Here is an 18,947-nt window from a genome sequence, read left to right on the forward strand (position 1 = left end):
GACGCGCTGAAGAGGCCCTATCTCTTGTCGGGGTTCACTGCCGTTTGGAGCAGCGTCCATGGGCCATCGTGACGATACACCGACATTCGAATCAAACGAGATTCTGCCCGCCGATCGCGCTCCCGCGGACCAGGGCCAAGCTGGCACGCAGGCAATTCGGTATTCCATGTCGCCCGGACTGCCCGACTTTCTCGGTTCTCACCGCATCGCCATCGCAGGTTCGTCCTATCAATCCGGCAAGTTCTATCTGCTTGGCCAGAACGCCGACGGCGGGCTCTTGGTCCATGAGCGCCTCTTTCACAAGGCCATGGGACTCTGCATCGCGGACAGAGACACGATCCTGCTCGCCACGATGTTCCAGATCTTGAAGTTCAAGAACGTACTTGCGCCCGGGCAACGGATCAACGATCTGCACGATGCCTGCTATGTCCCGCGCCAGATCTTCACCACCGGCGAGCTCGATGCTCATGACGTCGGGGTGCTGAGCGATGGCCGCATCGTCTTCGTCAACACGCTTTACAACTGTCTTGCCTCTACATCGGAACGGCACAGCTTCACGCCGATTTGGAAGCCTTCCTTCATTTCGAAGATCGTCAAGGAGGACCGATGTCACCTGAACGGACTTGCCATCGAAGACGGCGTCCCCCGCTACGTTACGGCGATCAGCAGGTCGGACACCGTCGATGGCTGGCGCGACCGCCGCGCCGATGGCGGCATCGTTGTCGACGTGCATTCCAATGAGATAGTGATCGGCGGTCTCTCGATGCCTCACTCTCCCCGCCTTTATCGCGGGAGGCTATGGGTGCTTAATTCGGGTACCGGCGAGATCGGATGGATCGAACGATCAGCAGCAGGCGCAAAGTTCCACGTCCTGGCGTTTTGTCCCGGCTTCGTGCGCGGGCTCGCGTTTTTCGGCGACTACGCCTTCGTTGGCTTATCGAAGCCTCGCTACGAGCGTTTCGAGGGTCTCGCACTGGATCGCAGGTTAGCCGAGACCGATTCCGAACCATGGTGCGGAATCCAATTGATCAATCTCGACACCGGTACCTGCGAGAACTGGTTTCGAATCGATGGGGCAGTAACCGAATTCTACGATCTAGGCGTGGTGCCGGACGTGGTACGACCAATGGCGATCGGCTTCGCCACCAATGAGATCCTCGACTTCATCACCCACGATCCGATTGATCCCGCTCAGCGCGCTTAACCCACCGCCGAAGCGACCGCTTGGGATTGGGTCCTCGCGCCACGCATCAAGTTGCGAGCCAGCCGGGAACGCGCGCTGGCCGAAGATGGCGCGCAATTTTGCCCGTCGTGCCAATGTGTCGCACGATTTTCGAGTTGCGTCGTCGGGCAAATCACCGGCAGATTCTCCTGCGTCTCGGCCCTTTCAAGAGGGGCGCATCGCGATCGTCACGAGTGTTGGGTCCGGGATGCGATGGCTGCCGTTTCATCAGGCGCATTTGCGCAAGACGACTGATGCGACGGCGGACGGCGAAATCGTGTGGTCCTGATACCCCGACGCTGGTATCCCGCCCAACGCGCCTCGCGCGTTGTCGCGGACGCGACGAAGCTTTGCTTCGCGCGGATATGGTGGCCAACAAGCCCGGCGCACCAGGGAGATCACGTATAAGCCGTAAGCCCATCGCGCAGGGAAGGCCGGAGCATCGGCTGAAACCTGTGGTGACCGCCGCGTGCATTTTCTTTCGCACGCGGGCCATGGGTATCAGCGGATACCCGGCCTTCCCTGCGCCCTCTTCATTTCAGAGGGCGATGACGACCAGCACGGCTCGGACATTTGTGTCGCGAGATCGTGGACGTGCGTCTGCTCGGCTGTTTGACAATTGAAATCGCAACATTGATTGCTCGTCATTGCGGGGAGCGAAGCGACGAACAATCCAGATTATTTGCTCGGCCTCGATTGCTGCGCGTCGCCCGCAATGGTGATGCTCTCACTTCCCTGTCCACACCGGCTTGCGCTTCTCGGCGAAGGCCTTCAACCCTTCCCTGGCGTCCTCGGTCATCGCCAAAAGCGCGATCTGGCTTTCGGTGTAGGCGATCGCTTCGTCGAACGACATCGCGGCGATCGCGCGCATGGCATATTTTCCGCGGCGGATCGCGGTCGGCGACTTGTCGACGATGCGGGAAATCAGCCACTCCACCTTGGCATCGAGTTCGGCCGCAGGCACGACGTAATTGAGCAGCCCCGCGGCCTGTGCCGTCCTCGCATCGAACGGCTCGCCGGTCAGCGCCCATTCGTTGATCAGGCGCGGCGGCGCGATCCGCTGCAAAAGGCTCAAGACCTGCATCGGGAACACGCCGACCTTCACCTCGGGCAGGCCGAAGACGACGTTGTCGGCAGCCACCGCCATGTCGGTCATGCAGAGAAGACCCATGCCCCCGGCCATGCAGACGCCGCCGACCCGGGCGATCGCCGGCTTGGTCGCATTCTGCGACAGCCGCAAGAGGTCGGCGTAGTCGACATTGGGCCGGGAGAAATCCATCGCGAACGCCGCACCGGAGTTCTGCAGATCGGCGCCGGCGCAGAACGCCTTCTCGCCCGCGCCGGTCAGGACGATGATGCGGACGTCCGGATCGTCATGGGCCTGGCGATAGCCTTGCGCGATCCCGGTGATCACCTCGCCGTTGAGCGCGTTGCGCTTGTCCGGACGATTAATGGTGATCCAGAGAGCCTGTCCGCGCTTGTCGAGGATCACGCTTGGCGTGTCGGTCATGGCCTTGCCTATCTGCTGCTATCCGGAAGCGGAATTGTCGCCGGATAGCGACATCGAGCAAGGAAAACTTGCGCCAGGTCGCCGCGGGCCGGCCGATCTCGCGCTGGCCGGCGCGCCAGGTCGGGCGGCCGCGCTCGAACCGGCCGTCGCGCAGGAACGCGATCGTCTGCCGGAGCGCGGCCGGGTGCAGCAGCAGGCCCATATGCGAGGCCTTGACCGTGGTGTGGTCGGCCATGTCGGCGAGCTTGCAGCTCTCCACCGACACCCGGCCGTCATTCGGCCAGGGCAGCAGGAACAAGGCCGAGATCGGATCGAGAAAACGGTTACCGGCGATGACGCCGACCTCGTAGTCGAGCGGCGGCAAGGAGGCCAGGGTCACGTGCTGGGTGGTCAGCAACTGCAGGCCGGCGGGGCCGAAATATCTGCGATAGAGCGCGATGTCCTTCAGACGATCGGCGATCTCGCTGCCGCCATTCGGAGTACCGAGCATGACCACGCGGCCGAGCCGCGCCGGCCGGTGCCTTGCGATGTAGACCCGCGCGAGCAGCCCGCCCATCGAATGGGTGACGAAATGAACGGGCCCGCGCAGGTTCGCCGCAAAGCCTGCGATCGCCGGATGGATGTCCTCGGCGAGCTCTTCGAGCGGCTTCTTACGACTCTCATAATCCAGATTGAGTGTCGCAAAGCCCGCGCGCTGCAACGCTCTTTCCAGCCGTCGGAGCATCAAGGAGCGGCCGGCGATGCCATGCAGCAGGACCACCCCCGCGGTGCAGGGGCTCTCCTGTCGATCTCGTCGGCGCAATGATGCCATTGATGCCATCAGGCGACTTCCCGCTCCACCGGCTCAGGCGTAGCGCTGCCTGCAGCGGACTCCGCGAGCGCCTTCGCCGCAACATAGTCGGTCTTGCCGCTCCCAAGCAGCGGCACCTTGTCGACCACCATCACAGTTGCGGGAACGGCGAGCTCGGGCGCGCCTTGCGCCTTGGCCTGGCGTTGCATCGCGCTGCGCTCGGCTTGCTTCTCCGTGGTGAGCAGCACGATGCGCTCGCCCTTGCGCTCATCGGGAATCGACACCGCGACCGAGATCGCCTGCGGCCACACCGTGGCAGCGATCTGCTCGACCACCGACAGCGACACCATTTCGCCCGCGATCTTGGCAAAGCGCTTGGCACGGCCCTTGATGGTGATGAAGCCCTGCGCATCGATGGTGACGATGTCGCCGGTGTCGTGCCAGCCTTCGGGCAGAGCTTCCAGCACGCCGGGATTTTCGGCGCGCAAGTAACCGAGCATCACGTTCGGACCTCGCACCGACAGTCGGCCGCCCTCCTCGATCCCTGGCACCTTGTCCAGCCGGTATTCCATCAGCGGCGACAGCCGGCCGACGGTGCCGACGCGATTGGCCATCGGCGTGTTCATCGCCAGCACCGGCGCGGTCTCCGTGACACCATAGCCTTCGAGCACGCGAATGCCGTAGCGCTCCATATAGACCTGCCGGGTGCGGTCCTTGACCGGCTCGGCGCCGGCGATCACCAGCCGGAGCGTGCGGAAATCGTAGGAATGCGCCGAGCGCGCATAGCCGGTCAGGAACGTGTCGGTGCCGAACAGGATGGTGGCGCCGGTCTGATAGATCAGCTCTGGCACGATCCGGTAATGCAGCGGCGATGGGTACATATAGATCGGGATACCCGCCAAGATGGGCATCATCATGCCGCCGGTGAGGCCAAAAGAGTGGAACACGGGCAGCACGTTGAAGACGAGGTCGGTGGCGTTGGCATCGACGCGGGCGAGCGCCTGCGCCGCATTGGCCAGGATGTTGCGGTGGGACAGCACGACGCCCTTCGGCGTGCCCTCCGAGCCCGAGGTGAACAGGACCACGGCCGGATGGCTGGCATTGCGGGCGACGCGCGGATGAATGCCGTCGGCGAAACCCTTGATCTTGTCGAGGAGACCGACCGAAGCTCTGATGTCCTCCAGATAGACCAGCCGCGCCTGGCCTTCGATCGCGGCGATCAGCTTGTCGAGCTTGCCCTTCTCGATGAAGGCGCGCGAGGTCAGCACCGTCGTCACCTGCGCCGCCTTCATCGCGGCGAGCACGTTCACGGGGCCCGCCGAAAAGTTCAGCATCGCGGGCACCCGGCCGATCGATTGCAGCGCCATGAACACGACTGCAACGCCCGCCGAGTTCGGCAGCAGCACGCCGACATTTTCGCCGACGATCGTCCCCTGTTCCAGCTTCCGGCTCAGCACCTGGGCGCCGAGCAGCAGCTTGCGGTAGGTCAGCTTGGTGCCGAGCGGATCCTGGATCAGCACCTTGCCGGTGTCGCGGTCGCGATAGGCATGCGCCAGCGCCTCGAACAGCGTCTGGTCGAGCATCGCGTTCTTGACCATCGCATCGATCATGACGTCCTGCAGCGCAGCTCCTGCCGCATTGCGCCGGGTCTTTCCTTTGAGAGACTCGTCGACCTCGAGCTTCACCGGCGGCAGGATCGTAACGGTCACCTTCGGGAACCAGGAGCGTTTAATCTGGCCGTGCTTGAGATAGCTGAGATGCGAGCGCTGCGCGCCCTCGATGCGCACCGGCACGACCACCGCATCCGCCTTGTCGGCGATCATCGCGGTGCCATCGTAGACCTTCATCAACGAACCGGACACGGTGATGCGCCCCTCTGGAAAGATCACCACCGGCTCGCTCGCTGCAACCAGCTTGATCAGATCGCGCGCGCCGAGCGGCTTGGTCGGATCGATGGTGATGTGACGGACCATCTTCAGGAAGATCTTCGCCCACCATGCCTGCGCAATGCCCGTGTCCACCGCGAAGGTGGCGTCGATTGGCAGGATGGCGTGCAAGAGCGGCCCGTCGATCAGGCTGACATGATTGGGCGCGATCAGCATGCGCGTTCCCGCGGCCGGCAGGTTTTCCAGGCCTCTCACCTCTGTGCGAAACAGCGTCCGGAACAGCAGCGCGCCGAAATCGCGCACGCCTTCCTTGCCCCATTTGTTCAGCACGAACCAGACCGAGCCGAAACTGGCCAGTGCCAATCCGAAAAAGATCCAGGCAATCGAGAGGCCCGCTGCCTGCAGACCCGCGACGAACAGCGAGCCGACCACCATGAACGCCGCCTGCAGGATATTGCCCGCAGCGATCACCCGCGCGCGTTCGGAGGGCGCCGACCAGGCCTGCACGGCCGCGAACGCCGGCACCACGAACAGGCCGCCGCCGAAGGCGAACAGCGCGAAGTCGATCACCATGCGCAGGCCGGCCCAGGAGCCGATGAAGGCGAGCGGCGTGATGTCCTTCGCGGTTTCGGTCGTGCCGATGGCCCAGGACAGGTCGAGCCCGAGCACGCCCATGATGATGGCGCCGATCGGCACCAGCGCCAGGTTCGGCCTGACATGGCTGAGCTGGGCGGCAAACAGCGAGCCGATCGCAATGCCGATCGCGAAGATCGCAAGGCAGAGCGTGACGACGCCCTCCGTGCCGCCGACGACACCCTTGATCAGCGCTGGCAACAGCGACAGCACGACCGCGCCGGCAAGCCAAAACCAGGACACGATCACCATGCCGTCCCACAGCCGCGGCTCGGCATAGAGCGACTTCAGGAGGTGCGAGGTCGACGTCCACGGATTGGCGGTGACCCGCAACTCGGGCGCGGACGGCGCGGTGTGCGGGATCTGCGCGGCAGAGGCCCACGAGATCAGCGCGAGGCCGATGACCGCGAGCGACACCCAGCCCATATGCGAAGATCCGGAGACCAGCTGGCCGCCGGCGATGGTGCCGATCAGGATCGCGAGGAAGGTTGCACCCTCGACCAGCGCGTTGCCGGTCGCCAGTTCGCCGACAGTGAGCTGATCCGGCAACATCGCGTATTTCACTGGCCCGAACAGGGCGGCGATGATGCCGAACATCCCGAGCGCGACGAACAGAAGCGGGACCGAGTGCATGAAGAAGCCGAGCGCCGCGAAGCCGGCAGCAAAGATCTCGGCGAACTTCAAACGGCGGGCCACGACGCCCTTGACGTATTTGTCCGCAAGCTCACCGCCGAGACCGGACAGGATGAAGAAGGGGAAGATGAAGACCGCACCCGCGACCGTGACCAGCGCATCGCCATGCGCGGCGACCGCGCCATAGAGCAGCATGATGACGAGCGCATTCTTGAGGACGTTATCGTTGAGCGCCGAGCAGAACTGCGCCCAGAACAACGGGGCAAAGCGACGCGACGACATCAGCTGCTTGATCATTGTCATTTCCTGGTGTGCTGCGGGCGACGCCGCGAAACGGGATGCTGTGAACGTTGATGATCAAAGGAACGACTTTCCGGGCTTACAATGCCCGGGCTCGATGACGGACGCGCAAGCAAGCCGGGCTCGACGATGCCACGAAGCGGTGTGCGAAAGCCTTCGCCGCGGCCCGCGAACTGCTCAGCGGGCGCGGGATGTGGGGACATGGTAACCGGTTGTTTGCGCATGAGAGATGGATTTGAAGTTGTCAGGTCAGTTGGCTCAGATAGTGAAAGCAGCCCGACCGAGCGCGGCGGCGGGATCGGTGCCCGTCCCGAGCCGCGGCTCGATACAGCCCTGCGCCAGCCTGCCGGTCGGCGCGCCGCGCGGCCATGAGACCGGCGACATCGCAGGCCTCGGCGACCCGCTCGATCGGAGCCGTCACAATGTGAGACACGATCCGGCTGAAACCGTTCACCAGAGCGAGGGTATCGGCTGCAAAAAGATGCGGGATGCGGACGACACGGGTTTGCATCGTGGGAATCTCCAGATTTGAGCGCTGCTCAAATCTATTTACCGCGAAATTGAGCAACGCTCAAGAGATTTGTTTCTGCAATAGAAGATCGCCTAGCATGAGCGCGGCTCAGCGCGCAGGCGCCGGACGAAGTCGAGCCAAGCCGTTGAATAGAAACTATTTTTTTGAACTAGAAGTGACGAGCCTTGCTAAATCACCGCCTTGCGCAGCCAGACCTTGTTGTCGTGGAACGCCGCACCGCCGATCGGGGCGACCGTATCGGCTCCCGTAAGGCTATTGATGCCGCGGCCGCCGATATGAGCGCGATTGGGGTGAATCGATTCTGCGATCAGCACGCCGCGTCGTACGCCCTCAAACAGGCGCGCTGTCAGCGTGGTCTCACCCCGGGCGTTGCCAAGCCTCACCGCCTCGCCGTCGGCGATGTCGAGCGCGGCCGCGTCCAGCGGATGGATCATCACCGAGGGCGCCCCTTCCCTCGCCTGCGAGGACGGCGTTTCGTTGAAGGTGGTGTTGAGGAAGGAGCGCGACGGGCTGGTCGCTAGCCTAAACGGATGGTCCGCATCGGTCTCCTCGGTCACCGCCCACTGGTCCGGCAACGACGGCATCCGTTCCGGGTTGCCCATGATCCGGCCGACGGGCGGGCGCGTCCAATCCGCCCTGAAATGGAACTTGCCGTCCTTGTGCGCGAAGCCGTCGAGATAATGCGAGGTGCGAAAATCCGGCTGCAGATCGCGCCAGATGTCGGCTTCGAGCCCGGCGATATCGCCGTGTCCGCTCTTCTTCAGAGTCACGTCGATCAATTCGCGCGGCGTCATCTCAAAACCAGGATGAACGGCCCTGAGCCGCCGCGCCAGCCCCTGTAAGACTTCGTGGTTCGAGCGGCACTCGCCGGGCGGCTCGATCAGCTTCGGACCGACCGAAATGTGCTGATGGCCGCCGCCGTAATAAAGATCGTCGTGCTCCATGAACATCGTCGCCGGCAGCACGATGTCGGCCATCTGCGCGGTCTCGGTCATGAACTGCTCGTGGACCGCAACGAACAAGTCTTCGCGTGCAAAACCCTGCCGCACCAGGTTCTGCTCGGGCGCGACGGTCACCGGATTGGTGTTCTGGATCAGCATCGCCCTGACCGGCGAACCGCCGCACAGCGCCTGGCTGTCGCCGGTCAGAATGCGCCCGACCAGCGACTGATCCAGAATGCGCGTTCCGTGATCGATCGCATCATGGCCTTCGATGATGGATTCGTCGAATCGCCAAAGCGCGGCGTTGTTGAAGAAGGCGCCGCCGCCCTCATATTGCCACGCACCGGTCACCGCGGGGATGCACGACGCCGCATGCATCTGCGTGGCTCCATTGCGGCTGCGGGTGAAGCCATAGCCCAGCCGGAAGAAGGTGCGCTTGGTCTCGCCGACCGCGCGTGCAAACGCCTCGATCTCCGCCACCGGCACACCGCAAATGGAAGAGGCCCATTCCGGCGTGCGCGTCTTCAAATGCGCTTCGAGTTCTGCCGGACAGTCGGTGTAACGGTCCATATAAGCGCGATCGGCATAACCGTCGCGAAATAGTACGTGCATGACGCCGCAGGCAAAGGCGCCATCGGTGCCCGGACGCAGAATGATCTTGATGTCAGCCTGCTTCATCGTGTCGTTGTCGTAGATGTCGACGGCCGCAATCTTCGCACCGCGCTCCTTTCGGGCGCGAGAGGCATGGGTCATGACGTTGACCTGCGTGTTCACGGGATTGGTGCCCCAGATCACGATCAGATCGGAGACACCCATCTCCCGCGGATCGACGCCGGCGATCTTGCCGGTGCCGACGGCAAAGCCGACGCGTGCGACATTGGCGCAGATCGTCGAGTAGAAGCGCGAATACTTCTTCACATGGGTCAGACGGTTGATGCCGAGCCGCATGACCAGGCCCATCGTGCCGGCGTAGTAGTACGGCCATACGGATTCCGCGCCGAAACCGCGCTCAGCTCCGATAAAGCGTGCTGCAATCTCGTCCAACGCCTCGTCCCAGGAGATGCGCGCGAACTGGCCGGAGCCCTTCGGACCAGTGCGCCGCAGCGGATGCATCAGCCGCTCGGGATGGTGGATGCGCTCGGCATATCGCGCAACCTTGGCGCAGACGACACCGGCCGTATAGGTCTGCCGCTTCGAACCGCGCACCCGACCGATCGTGTTCCGATCGAGCACCTCGACGTCGAGTGCACAGGCCGACGGACAATCATGCGGACAGGTCGAATGACGGATCTGAATGCGAGGCTGCTGGTTCATGCCGTGATTGTTAACACCGAATTTCGTCTCGACCGAGTGCATTCGCGAGGCACTCGCATGAACAAAACGCAGGCGTCGTCGCGCCTACGACTCGGAACCTCGAACGAGGACATGTAGCGCGGGAGCGTACATCGATCATTGCGTCGCAGCGTCCAAGTCGGCGAACTGGTCGAGCGCTCTCCGGCCACCTCAACGCCCAACGCGCTGCCGATCACACATTTCGTGGTGCCAGAGGCAAGCTGCACAAGCCTCGGTCGACGCGCAGAGCGGACATCGAGCATGGCCTCCCGTCGAGCAAGGCTTCCCGAGACTGGAGCCGACGGTGCACATAGCGCCAAGCACGACTCGATTCTCCCAGAAATCGAACAGCCCGCAGCCGTCGGCTCCCATTCCCTCCAGCCCGCAAGGGTGGTGATTTTCGTTGCCAAGCGAAATTCATATACTAATATATCAATTGAGGAAACGCACATGATCGCCCGAGCGCCAAGGAAATTGGCCCCTGCCCCACGACCGATATCCGCCCGCGTGCGCCGCAACGAGCGGCCGCGGGGAACGAGGGCATCGTCCCAGATCTACTCCGATCTGAGGGCAGAATTGGTTTCGCTTGCCCGCCGCCCGGGCGAGATCATCTCGGAATCCCAGATCGCGACGGCCTATGGCGTCAGCCGAACCCCCGTTCGCGAGGCGATCCTGAAGCTTGCGGACGAGGGACTCGTCGAAATCTTCCCACAATCCGGCATTTTTGTCTCACGCATTCCGATCGCGGCGCTGCCGGAGGCCATCATCATTCGGAAAGCGCTGGAGGAAACCACTGCGCGGATGGCTGCCGAACGCGTGACCTCGAGTCAGTTGTTGAACCTGCATGCGATCCTCGAGCGACAGCGCGAGGCCGACACAGCGAGAGATCGCGAAGCATTCCACCAGGCAGATGAACTCTTTCATGCGGCCATTGCAGAGATCGCCGGCTACCCCGGAATCTGGACCCTGATCCAGCAGGTCAAAGTCCATGTCGATCGCTATCGCAGGCTTACGCTGCCTCAGGCAGGCCGCATGACCGAGGTGATTGCGGAACATGAGCCGATCCTGACCGCAATAGAAGCTCGCCACCCGAACGCCGCTCAGCTTGCGATGGCGCGCCATCTGGATCGTCTGCTCGGAGATATTTCCGCCATCCAGACGGTCAATCCGGAGTTTTTCGACCGATCGACGTAAGTCTCACGTGCCGAGAACCGCGAATCCAATGATTGCGGCTCAAACACCATAGTCCTGGGAGGGACGCCATGAAACGACGCGACTTCATCAAGCTGAGCGTTGGACTGACCACTGCAGCCACGCTCCCCCCACTTTCATCCGCGCTGGCGCAGTCCAAGGCGATTCTCAAGACCTCCGACGTGCAGCCTCCCGGCTATCCCACCGTCGCCGCAACAGAAAATCTCGGAAAGAAGCTGGCAGCCGCGACCAACGGCCGTCTGTCGATCCAAATGTATCCGTCCGCTCAACTCGGCGGCGAGAAGGAGACCATCGAGCAAACCCAGATCGGCGCGATCCAGATGTTACGCGTCAGTGCGGGCGCGCTCGGCCCCATCGTCGACGAGATCAACGTCGTCAACATGCCCTTCCTGTTCAAGAGCATCGAACATTCCGAGAAGATGATGGACGGCCCGGTCGGACAGGATCTTCTCGACCGGATCAGCGCCAATCCGAGCGCAAATCTCGTGGCGCTGTGCTGGATGAATTCGGGCGCGCGGAGCATCTACAACACCAAGCGGCCGATCAAATCGATCGAGGATATCAAAGGACTGAAGATCCGCGTGATCGGCAATCCGATCTTCATCGACATGATGAATGCCCTCGGCGGCAATGGCATAGCCATGGGATACGATCAGGTCTTCAGCGCATTGCAGACCGGCGTCATCGATGGCGCCGAGAACAACCCGCCCAGCTATGTCTTCTCCAACCACTATACGGCGGCGAAGTATTACTCGCTCACCGAGCATCTCGTCATTCCAGAAGTGCTCGTCTTCTCCAAGAGAGCGTGGACCTCGCTCTCCCCCGACGATCAGACCCTGATCAAAAAATTCGCCCGCGAGGCCCAGATGGAAGAGCGCGAATTATGGAAGGCCTATGAGCGTCAGGCCATGGAGAAGGCCAAGGCCGCCGGCTGCGAGATCAACGAGATCCCGGACAAGGCGCCGTTTCAGGCCGCGGTGAAGCCGGTGTGGGACAAATATGGTCCCAAATATCAGGAGATGATCAAGCGCATCCAGGCGATCGCGTAAGGCAACGCGGGCATTGTTTGCCAAAAAGACAAACAAGGAGAACGAGCTATGGCCGCTCTATATCGGCGGGCAATGGATGCACTTTATCTCGCCTGCGTGATCGTCGGTGCCACGGCATTGGTGCTGATCTCGGCTGTCATCCCGTATGCGGTTTTCACCCGCTACGTTCTGAACAGCGCCGCGTCATGGCCGGAGCCTTTGGCCGTGTTGCTGACGATCCTGTTGACTTTCATCGGCGCGGCGGCGGGCTACAGGCTCAATCTGCATATGAGCCTGTCCTACTTTGCCGATCAGCTGCCGACGCCTTGGCGTCGGGGTCTCGACATCATCGTGCAACTACTGATGGCCCTCATTGCGATCTTCATGATCGTCTGGGGCGAGCGGCTCGTCGAGGTCACCTGGCAGAACACCATCGCCGACTTCCCGTTCCTCTCGGTCGGCGTGACCTATCTGCCTATCCCGATCGGAGGGCTCTGCCTGCTCTTCTTCATCATCGAGCGGATATTCATCGGCATTCCGCCCGATCCGATCCCCCATAGCGATCGCGCGTCCTTCGATTAGGTCCGCAGAGAGAGATCCATGGATATTTTCATCCTGCTCGCGACGATGCTGGTCTGCTTCTTGATCGGAATGCCCATTGCGTATTCGCTCGCGCTTGCGGCCATCGTCGGCGCGCTCTGGATCGGCATTCCGCTCGAAGCGGTGATGCTGAAGGTCTCCGATGGCGTCAGCAAGGTCGCCATGCTGACAATTCCGTTCTTCGTGCTGGCAGGCGCCATCATGGCGGAAGGCGGCATGGCACGGCGGCTGGTCGCGTTCGCCGACGTGCTGGTCGGATTAACGCGACTTCGCGGCGGATTGTCGATCGTGAACGTGCTTGCGACCACATTCCTGAGCGGCATTTCCGGATCTGCGGTGGCAGATACGTCTGCGATCGGCTCGGTGATGATTCCTCAGATGGAGCGCTCCGGCTATCCGCGGGTGTTTGCCACCAATCTCACCATCAGTTCGTCCGTGCAGGCGCTGCTTGTGCCGCCAAGCCACAACGCCGTGCTCTATTCACTCGCAACCGGCGGCACGATCTCGATTAGCGCGCTGTTCGTGGCAGGCGTCTTTCCGGGGCTGCTGCTCGGCTTCTCGCTGATCCTGCTCTGCCTCGTGATCGCCTACCGCGAGCGTCATCCGACCGGGCATGTGGTGGCCACAAAGGATGCGATCAGGATCACGATCGACGCCGCCTGGGGGTTGATCACTCTGGTCATCATTCTTGGCGGCATCCTCGGGGGCGTCTTCACCGCGATCGAGGCCGGCGCGGTTGCCTGTCTCTGGGCTTTCTTTGTCACGATGTTCATCTATCGCGATTACCGCTGGCGCGATCTACCGGTTCTGCTCCACCGGACCCTACGCACCATCGCGATGGTCATGACCCTGATCGCCTGTGCCTCCGCCGTCGGCTACATCATGGCGCTCACCCAGATGCCGGCGAAGATGACGCAGTTCTTCCTGTCGATTTCGAGCAACAAATATGTGATCCTGTTCCTGATCAACATTCTCCTGCTGCTGCTCGGCACTTTGGTCGACATGGCGCCATCGATCTTGATCGCCACGCCGATTCTGCTTCCGGTGATGCAAAATTTCGGCGTCGATCCGGTTCATTTCGGAATGATCATGCTGCTGAACCTCGGGATTGGCCTGTGTCACCCGCCTGTCGGAGCCATCCTGTTCGTCGGCTGTGCCGTCGGCAAGGTGAGCATCGAGCAGGTCATGCGCCGGATCTGGCCATTTTACGCCGTGATGTTCCTGGTGCTGATGGCGGTGACCTACATCCCTCAGATATCGCTGTGGCTGCCGCGGCAGGTGCTGCACTGACACTGTGGCTCAAGATATCGCGACCATGTTGCGGGCGCCTTGCTGGCAGCATCGTCTCGGCCTTAGTGTCGCTCCCGATACTGCCTGAAACAAAACGCTGACGGCCGGCGCCGAACGCACGCGAGGGGCAGTGGTGCCGATAGAGCTTAGGGCGGTTCGATGGCCCGCAGACCGATCGACACGTCGGGCCGTTGCAGAACGATGTGCGAACCGGCCCGCCCGCCATCCATCCGAAGATCCGACACGTTGATCAGCAGCAGGGCCTCGCGGCCATAGATTATCGGGGGTTAAGTTCTGCTCACGGCCGAGGTCGGTTGCGCTGCGGCAATTTCCGTGACGCTTGCTGATCTCGCAAGCGGCGCTACAATGAAGAAAAACAAGTGAAATTCCAGGGAGAGAAATATGACGAAGGTTTCCCGCATTGCATTATCGTGGTCGGGGTGCGGCTTGCTCGCGCTGAGTGCAGCTGGTTTTCTGGGCGCGGCCTTGAGCCCTGCCAGGGCAGCCGATGCGCTTAAAATCGGCGTGATCGCAGAAGCGCAGGCCATCGCCGGCGCGTCCATCCCGCAGGCGGCGCAGATGGCGGCCGATGAGATCAACGCCAAGGGCGGTGTCGATGGGCGGAAGATCGAGATCGTCACTTATGACAATCACTCCTCCTCCGCCGATTCGGTTCGCGCGTTCCAGCGCGCGGTCAACGAAGACAAAGTCAATATCGTCATCGCAAGCTATATCAGCGAGGTGGTGCTGGCACTTGAGCCCTGGGCGTCCCGGCTGAAAACGCCGTTCATTACGCCGGGCGCGGCATCGAACGAGATCAGCAAGAGCGTGCATGCGGACTACGAGAAAAACAAATATACCTTTCATGGGTACCTGACGTCTGCGGCACTCGCGCAGTCCGTTTGCGACGCGGCCAAGGAACTCCTGGTCGACGGCAAGCACATGACGTCGGCCGTCATCATGAGCGAGGACGCCGCCTGGACCAAGCCGCTCGACGTTGGCTACGAGGAATGTCTACCGAAGATCGGGCTGAAGGTCCTTGACCACATCCGCTTCTCGCCTGACACCACCGACTTCACGCCGATCTTCAATAAGATCGAAGCGGCCAAGCCGGACGTGATCATCACCGGCATCTCTCACGTCGGCGTCCAACCCACCGTGCAGTGGAAGAATCAGCAGGTTCCGATCCCGATGTTCGGAATCAGCTCGCAGGCGACCAACTCTACCTTCGGCAAGGACACCAATGATGCCGCCAACGGCGTGCTCTATCAGGGTGTTTCCGGCACCGGTGTGGCCGTCACCCCGAAGTCCGTTCCCTTCTCGGAGGGCTTCAAGGCCAAATACGGCAACTACCCTTCTTACGCCGGTTACACGGCCTATGACGAGGTCTACTACATTGCCGACGCGGTCAAGCGGGCGGGCTCGACTGATGCCGACAAAATGGTCGAAGCGCTGGAGAAGACCGACTGGGAGGGGACGATCGGCCGCGTGCAATTCTACGGCAAGGATGATCCGTTCACGCATTCGATCAAATACGGCAAAGGCTTGATCACCGGGCTGATGCTGCAGTGGCAGGACGGACAGCAGGTTGCGGTCTGGCCCAAGGAGATCGCGAAGTCACCCATGAAGTTCCCGAGCTTCATCAAGGTCACCTCGAACTGATATCCAGCGCTATCCCGCTCCGATCGGGGCGGGACATTTTTGCCTCTCCTCTTGAAGACAGCTCTGCTGTCTCAGCCCAGGTCCATGCGTGCACTCCAGATCCTGATCGACGGCTTTGCCGTCAGTGCGCTCTATGCGCTAGGCGCAACCGGATTCACCCTGATCTTCGGTGTATCCGGGGTGCTTAACCTGTCCCACGGCGCCATCATGGTGCTCGCTGCCGTGGCGGCCTGGGCCGCCGCGAGCATTCTTCATACCGGCACCTACGCCGGCGCATTGATCGGCATCTTGGCCGCACTGATCGCGGCCTTCGCCACCTATTTTGCGGTCGTGCAACCAATCCAGCGGTCTCGGCGCATTCCGAATGAAGAGAAGGAGATCTTTGTCCTGACCGGGACCCTGCTCTGGGGCATCATGATCCAGGAGCTGATTGCCTATTTCTTTACGAACAATGCCAAAACCGTGTTGCCGATCGTCGAGGGCGTGGTCGATATCTTGGGCGTACGAACACCCAGCAATGAGATCTTCACCGCCATCGTCTGCTGTCTGGTCATCGCGCTACTCTGGGCGTTGGTGAATCGGACCCGCACGGGAAAGGCTGTGCTCGCGGCGTCCATGAATCCGCGCGGCGTGACGCTGCTCGGTCTCGAACTGACCAACATCTATATCGTGGTCTGGGCGATCTATGGTGTGCTGGCCGGCATCGCCGGCGTGCTGCTGGGGATGTTTCTTGGCGTCAGTTCCTATAGCGTCGGTCCGTTGACGGCGAGCGCCTTTTCGATCGTGGTGCTGGGTGGGCTCGGCAGCGTATCGGGATCCTTGATCGCCGCTTTCGTCGTGGGTTATCTCGAGACCTTGACGGCCTACCTGGTCTCGCCCGCTTACCGCACCATCCCTGCTCTGCTGCTCCTCGTTTTCGTGATGTATATCCGGCCGCAAGGCCTGCTCGGGAGGCGATGAGCATGTCGGGATTCTTCACATCACGCCTGTTCGTGATCTCGCTCGTCGTCGTTCTCGTCGCAGCAACCTTGCCGCTCTACGTCTCCGGCTACGTACTTGGCCTGCTGACCGTCGCTTATTACTTCGGCGTTTTCGCGATGGCTTGGGATCTGCTGTTCGGCTTCGCCGGCGAGGTCAATTTCGGCCCGACTTTCCTGATCGGCGTCGGCGCCTATACTGCCGGCATCGTCAACAACCAATATGGCTGGTCGGTTTACGTGTGTATCGTGCTGGGAGCCATCGCATCGGTCATCGCGGGATTTGTCCTGGCGCTGCCGGCGCTGCGAGTCCGCGGTCCCTATTTCGGCCTAACGACCCTGGTTGCCGTGCTGATGCTGCAGAATTTTGTCGTAGTGTTCGCCGACCTTACCGGCGGTGAGATCGGCTTGACGATCCCCGACGTCATTACCATCAGTGCCAATGCCAATTACTGGATCGCTCTCGGATTCATGACGATCAGCGCGGCGATCCTCTATGGACTGTCGCAATCGCCGCTCGGCCTGGTGCTGCAGGCCAGTGGACAAGACCCTGTTCAGGCGGGCGCGCTCGGCTTCAATATCGTGAAGCACAAGCTGTTCGCCTTTATCGTCAGCGCGTTCTTTTCCGGCCTATCAGGTGCGCTTTTGGTGTTCTACTTCGGCACCGCCTCGGTCGGAACCGTGGTCGACGTCGCCGTCGGCGTCAACGTGATTGTCGCCGCAGTGCTTGGCGGCCGACGGACCGTTCTGGGAGCCGCGCTCGGGGCAATCTTCCTGATCGTCGCCGGCGAGTTTCTGCGACCAACAGGAGAGCTCGCAACCTTTATCGTGTCTTTCGTGGCGCTGCTGGTCGTCCTGTTCTTCCCGGGCGGCTTCCTCGGCGCGGCCCTGTCTCGGGAGGCGCGCTCGTGACGGATGCAGGCACAACTTCGACGGCGCCCCTTCAGGTACGCGGCCTCGTGAAGCGCTATGGCGGATTGACCGCGGTGAAGAACCTCAATTTCGATCTGCATGCCGGACAGATCCTGGGGCTGATCGGGCCGAACGGCTCCGGCAAGTCGACGGCAATGAAATCGATCATGGGGATCGAACGGCCGACCGCCGGTGAGGTCATTTTCCAAGGAGAGAACGTCGCGGGTTTGCCGGCGCACAAGATCGCGCGAAAAGGCTTCGGCACGGTGTTCCAGCATTCGCGACCGCTGAACCGACAGACCGTTCTGGAAAACATATTGGTTGCGCTGCTGCCGGACAGCCTCTTGATGCTGTTTCCGGACAAGCAACTGACCGAACGGGCCAAGTGGATCGCGGACCGCGTCGGTCTTGGCGCGGTCATGAACCGGCGCCCGCCGACGTTGCCCTTTGCCGACCTTCGACGTCTTGAACTCGCGAAAGCGATCGCGCGCGAGCCCAAAGTCGTGCTCGTGGATGAGCCGTTCGCTGGCCTCACGATGGCTGAGGTCGGCACCTTCTCGGCTTTGATTCGTAGTTTTCGCGACGAGGGCCGCGCGGTGCTGCTGGTCGACCACAATGTAAAGAGCGTGGCAGCGCTGGTTGACCAAGTGCTCGCGATGTATCTTGGGGAAGAGATCGCCTTCGGGCGCGCCGAGGATGTCATGCGTAACGAAACGGTCCGCCGGGTTTATCTAGGTGGCGCGATCGAAACGTCAGCGCGCCCCGAGGTCAGCTTCAAGGACAAGGTCCCAGCATTGGAGGTGAAGAATCTCAGTGTCGTCTATGGCAAGGCCCAGGCCCTGGACGATGTCTCGATCCACGTCCATCATGGCGAATTCGTTTCCATTGTCGGTCTCAACGGCGCCGGAAAGACCACGCTGTTCAACGCCATCTCTGGCTTCCTGCCCTATAGCGGCGACGTCATTCGTGACGGCGCCCCGTTGCGCGGGATCAGCCCGGCGCGGATCGCGCGCGAGGGCATCGTGCAATGCCCGGAATCGCGCGAGCTGTTCGGCGAAATGACCGTGCGCGAAAATCTCGATCTCGGAGGCCAGCATCTTTCAGATCAAGAGCGGGCTCAGCAGCTGAGTTGGCTATTCGAGCTATTTCCGATTTTGAAGGATCGACAAAGCCAGCTTGCACAGACGCTTTCTGGAGGCGAGCAGCAAATGCTGGCCATCGGCCGCGCACTGATGATGCAGCCCAAGGTCCTGATCCTCGACGAACCGACGCTCGGGCTTGCGCCCGTCATCCTCGAGCAACTCTCCAAGGCTCTGGAAAAGCTGCGACAGACGACCCCGATCACAGTCGTCTTGGGAGAACAGAACGTCACCTTCGCACTTCCGCATGCGGATCGGGTCTATGTATTGGAGCACGCCCGCATCGTCTGGGAGGGCGATCCCGGCCGCTTCGCACTGGAAGCCGGCGCGGGCTATTTGTAATAGTCC

Annotated in this window: 13 protein-coding genes and 1 pseudogene; 10 read left to right on the forward strand and 4 right to left on the reverse strand. The window is 61.8% G+C overall.

Annotated features, from left to right (window positions below; all coding sequences use genetic code 11):
• Positions 1-166: 166 nt before the first annotated feature.
• On the forward strand, positions 167-1,204 hold the full coding sequence (locus QX071_RS20500) for a TIGR03032 family protein (protein ID WP_315730625.1): 1,038 nt from the start codon (positions 167-169) through the stop codon (positions 1,202-1,204).
• A 745-nt stretch (positions 1,205-1,949) separates the two neighbouring features.
• Here QX071_RS20500 and QX071_RS20505 read toward each other — a convergent pair.
• From QX071_RS20505 to QX071_RS20515, 3 genes and pseudogenes are all read right to left on the reverse strand, one after another.
• Positions 1,950-2,732 (reverse strand): enoyl-CoA hydratase/isomerase family protein, encoded by a 783-nt coding sequence (locus QX071_RS20505; RefSeq protein WP_315704494.1) that lies wholly within the window; start codon positions 2,730-2,732, stop codon positions 1,950-1,952.
• A gap of 76 nt (positions 2,733-2,808) precedes the next feature.
• Positions 2,809-3,543 (reverse strand): annotated as a pseudogene (locus QX071_RS20510) (esterase/lipase family protein); the annotation flags it as partial.
• A gap of 8 nt (positions 3,544-3,551) precedes the next feature.
• Positions 3,552-6,971, reverse strand: coding sequence for an acyl-[ACP]--phospholipid O-acyltransferase (locus QX071_RS20515; RefSeq protein ID WP_315704495.1), 3,420 nt, complete (start codon positions 6,969-6,971; stop codon positions 3,552-3,554).
• A 232-nt stretch (positions 6,972-7,203) separates the two neighbouring features.
• On the opposite strand from QX071_RS20515, the gene QX071_RS20520 reads away from it, so the two are divergent.
• A complete protein-coding gene (locus QX071_RS20520) occupies positions 7,204-7,506 on the forward strand; it encodes a hypothetical protein (RefSeq protein ID WP_315704496.1) in 303 nt (100 codons plus the stop codon).
• 167 nt (positions 7,507-7,673) lie between these two features.
• Here QX071_RS20520 and QX071_RS20525 read toward each other — a convergent pair whose 3' ends face one another.
• Complete coding sequence (locus QX071_RS20525; RefSeq protein WP_315704497.1) at positions 7,674-9,761, reverse strand: molybdopterin oxidoreductase family protein; 2,088 nt, start codon at positions 9,759-9,761, stop codon at positions 7,674-7,676.
• A 525-nt stretch (positions 9,762-10,286) separates the two neighbouring features.
• Between QX071_RS20525 and QX071_RS20530 the strand changes: the two genes are divergently transcribed.
• From QX071_RS20530 to QX071_RS20565, 8 genes are all read left to right on the forward strand, one after another.
• Positions 10,287-10,973: a GntR family transcriptional regulator gene (locus tag QX071_RS20530; RefSeq protein WP_315704950.1), complete on the forward strand. Its 687-nt coding sequence runs from the start codon at positions 10,287-10,289 to the stop codon at positions 10,971-10,973.
• A gap of 68 nt (positions 10,974-11,041) precedes the next feature.
• Positions 11,042-12,040, forward strand: a complete 999-nt coding sequence (dctP, locus tag QX071_RS20535; protein WP_315727712.1) for a TRAP transporter substrate-binding protein DctP — start codon at positions 11,042-11,044, stop codon at positions 12,038-12,040.
• Between the two features lie 48 nt (positions 12,041-12,088).
• On the forward strand, positions 12,089-12,601 hold the full coding sequence (locus QX071_RS20540) for a TRAP transporter small permease (RefSeq protein ID WP_315704499.1): 513 nt from the start codon (positions 12,089-12,091) through the stop codon (positions 12,599-12,601).
• 18 nt (positions 12,602-12,619) lie between these two features.
• The gene (locus tag QX071_RS20545) at positions 12,620-13,909 is read left to right on the forward strand and encodes a TRAP transporter large permease (RefSeq protein ID WP_315704500.1); all 1,290 of its coding nucleotides are present in this window, start codon (positions 12,620-12,622) and stop codon (positions 13,907-13,909) included.
• 402 nt (positions 13,910-14,311) lie between these two features.
• Complete coding sequence (locus QX071_RS20550; protein WP_315704501.1) at positions 14,312-15,571, forward strand: ABC transporter substrate-binding protein; 1,260 nt, start codon at positions 14,312-14,314, stop codon at positions 15,569-15,571.
• A gap of 84 nt (positions 15,572-15,655) precedes the next feature.
• A complete protein-coding gene (locus QX071_RS20555) occupies positions 15,656-16,531 on the forward strand; it encodes a branched-chain amino acid ABC transporter permease (protein WP_315704502.1) in 876 nt (291 codons plus the stop codon).
• A 2-nt stretch (positions 16,532-16,533) separates the two neighbouring features.
• A complete protein-coding gene (locus QX071_RS20560) occupies positions 16,534-17,460 on the forward strand; it encodes a branched-chain amino acid ABC transporter permease (RefSeq protein WP_315704503.1) in 927 nt (308 codons plus the stop codon).
• Complete coding sequence (locus tag QX071_RS20565) at positions 17,457-18,941, forward strand: ATP-binding cassette domain-containing protein (protein ID WP_315704504.1); 1,485 nt, start codon at positions 17,457-17,459, stop codon at positions 18,939-18,941. Before QX071_RS20560 ends, QX071_RS20565 begins: the two co-directional genes overlap by 4 nt.
• The last annotated feature ends 6 nt before the right edge of the window (positions 18,942-18,947 follow it).

The organism is Bradyrhizobium sp. SZCCHNS1022, assembly GCF_032484835.1.
Lineage (GTDB): Bacteria > Pseudomonadota > Alphaproteobacteria > Rhizobiales > Xanthobacteraceae > Bradyrhizobium.